The following is a 1,712-nucleotide window of genomic DNA, read 5'->3' as shown; positions in this document are numbered from 1 at the left end:
TCACGTAAATGTGACACGACTGCTGGAAATACGATCACATCGGCCCTTTGCACGCGCTGTGAAGCGCTTGACGACCGCACCCTTTTCCACATAAATGGTCAAGACTTGCAGCTCGTCAATGTCGGCACCATCGTTGTGTTCGGCGTTCGCAATGGCGGACTCCAGAACCTTCTTGATGATGACCGCGCCCTTCTTGGGGCTGAAGGCCAAGATATTCAGTGCCTGATCAACTTTTTTACCGCGGATCAGGTCTGCAACCAGGCGGCCTTTCTGGGCCGACAGGTGCACACCGCGCAGAGTAGCTTTAGTTTCCATCATAGGACCTTATTTCTTAGCCTTCTTATCGGCGGCGTGACCCTTGAACGTACGGGTCAGCGCGAATTCGCCGAGCTTGTGACCAACCATGTTTTCCGACACATAGACCGGCACGTGCTGCTTGCCGTTATGCACCGCGATCGTCAGGCCGATGAAGTCCGGCATGATGGTCGAACGACGCGACCAGGTCTTGATCGGCTTCTTGTCCTTGGTAGCCTGGGCAGCCTCAACCTTTTTCACCAGGTGGGCGTCGCAGAAAGGACCTTTTTTCAATGAACGTGTCATGTTTTATCCTTTATTTCTTGCCGCGACGCGAGACAATCATCGAAGTCGTACGCTTGTTGCTACGAGTCTTCTTGCCCTTGGTCTGCTGGCCCCACGGGGAAACCGGGTGACGGCCAGCGGCGGTCTTGCCTTCACCACCACCGTGCGGGTGATCCACCGGGTTCATGACAACGCCACGAACGGTCGGACGCACACCGCGCCAACGGGTTGCACCGGCCTTACCGATCTTGCGCAGGTTGTGCTCGCCGTTACCGACTTCACCGATGGTGGCGCGGCATTCGATGTGAACGCGACGCACTTCACCGGAGCGCAGACGAACCTGAGCGTAGGTGCCTTCGCGTGCCATCAGCACGACAGCGGCGCCAGCGGTACGGGCGATTTGCGCGCCCTTGCCCGGCAGCATTTCCACGCAGTGGATGGTGGTACCGACGGGGATGTTGCGGATCGGCAGGGTGTTGCCCGACTTGATCGGAGCTTCAGAACCGCTGATCAGCTGATCGCCAACCGACACGCCCTTGGGAGCGATGATGTACTTGCGCTCGCCGTCCGCGTAGCACAGCAGTGCGATGTGCGCGGTACGGTTCGGGTCGTATTCGATACGCTCAACCTTGGCAGGGATGCCATCCTTGTTGCGACGGAAGTCGACAACACGGTAGTGCTGCTTGTGACCACCGCCGATGTGGCGGGTGGTGATGTGGCCGTTGTTGTTACGGCCGGCGGTCTTGGACTTCTTTTCGACCAGCGATGCCAGCGGACGGCCCTTGTACAGGTCGGGATTGACGACCTTGACCATGCCGCGCCGACCGGGCGAGGTCGGCTTCACTTTTACGAGTGCCATTATTTAGCCTCCTCGGTGAAGTTGATTTCTTGACCCGGCTTCAGGCTGACGAAAGCACGGCGGGTGTGGTTGCGGCGGCCCATACCGTTGCGCGAGCGCTTCTGCTTGCCCTGACGGTTGGCGACTTGCACCGATTCCACTTCCACCTTGAACAGCAGTTCGACGGCGGCCTTGACTTCCAGCTTGGTGGCGTCCTTGGCGACCAGGAAGACGACTTGCTCGTTCTTCTCGGCGACAAAGGTGCCTTTTCGGAGATCACCGGTCCAGCAGCCCT

General features: G+C 58.8%; 3 protein-coding genes and 1 pseudogene. All 4 read right to left on the bottom strand.

Features of this window, described 5'->3' with window-relative positions; translation table 11 throughout:
* Positions 1 to 318 (bottom strand): annotated as a pseudogene (gene rplV, locus I5W_RS20520) (50S ribosomal protein L22); the annotation flags it as partial.
* A gap of 6 nt (positions 319 to 324) precedes the next feature.
* Positions 325 to 600, bottom strand: coding sequence for a 30S ribosomal protein S19 (gene rpsS / locus I5W_RS20515; RefSeq protein WP_007875308.1), 276 nt, complete (start codon positions 598 to 600; stop codon positions 325 to 327).
* Between the two features lie 10 nt (positions 601 to 610).
* Positions 611 to 1,438, bottom strand: a complete 828-nt coding sequence (gene rplB / locus I5W_RS20510; RefSeq protein ID WP_006464931.1) for a 50S ribosomal protein L2 — start codon at positions 1,436 to 1,438, stop codon at positions 611 to 613.
* A partial coding sequence (rplW, locus tag I5W_RS20505; RefSeq protein WP_374702148.1) for a 50S ribosomal protein L23 occupies positions 1,438 to 1,712 on the bottom strand: 275 nt, incomplete at its 5' end. The genes rplW and rplB, both read right to left, overlap by 1 nt.

Origin of the sequence: Herbaspirillum sp. B65 (genome assembly GCF_000333555.1) — a bacterium.
GTDB lineage: Bacteria > Pseudomonadota > Gammaproteobacteria > Burkholderiales > Burkholderiaceae_D > Herbaspirillum > Herbaspirillum rubrisubalbicans.
Note: the sequence above shows the minus strand (reverse complement) of the source record. Positions and strands in the feature narration are given on the sequence as shown.

Excerpts from the sequence above, each read along its gene's own strand:
- rpsS (WP_007875308.1), bottom strand. The coding sequence starts at position 600 with ATGACACGTTCATTGAAAAAAGGTCCTTTCTGCGACGCCCACCTGGTG.
- rplB (WP_006464931.1), bottom strand. The coding sequence starts at position 1,438 with ATGGCACTCGTAAAAGTGAAGCCGACCTCGCCCGGTCGGCGCGGCATG.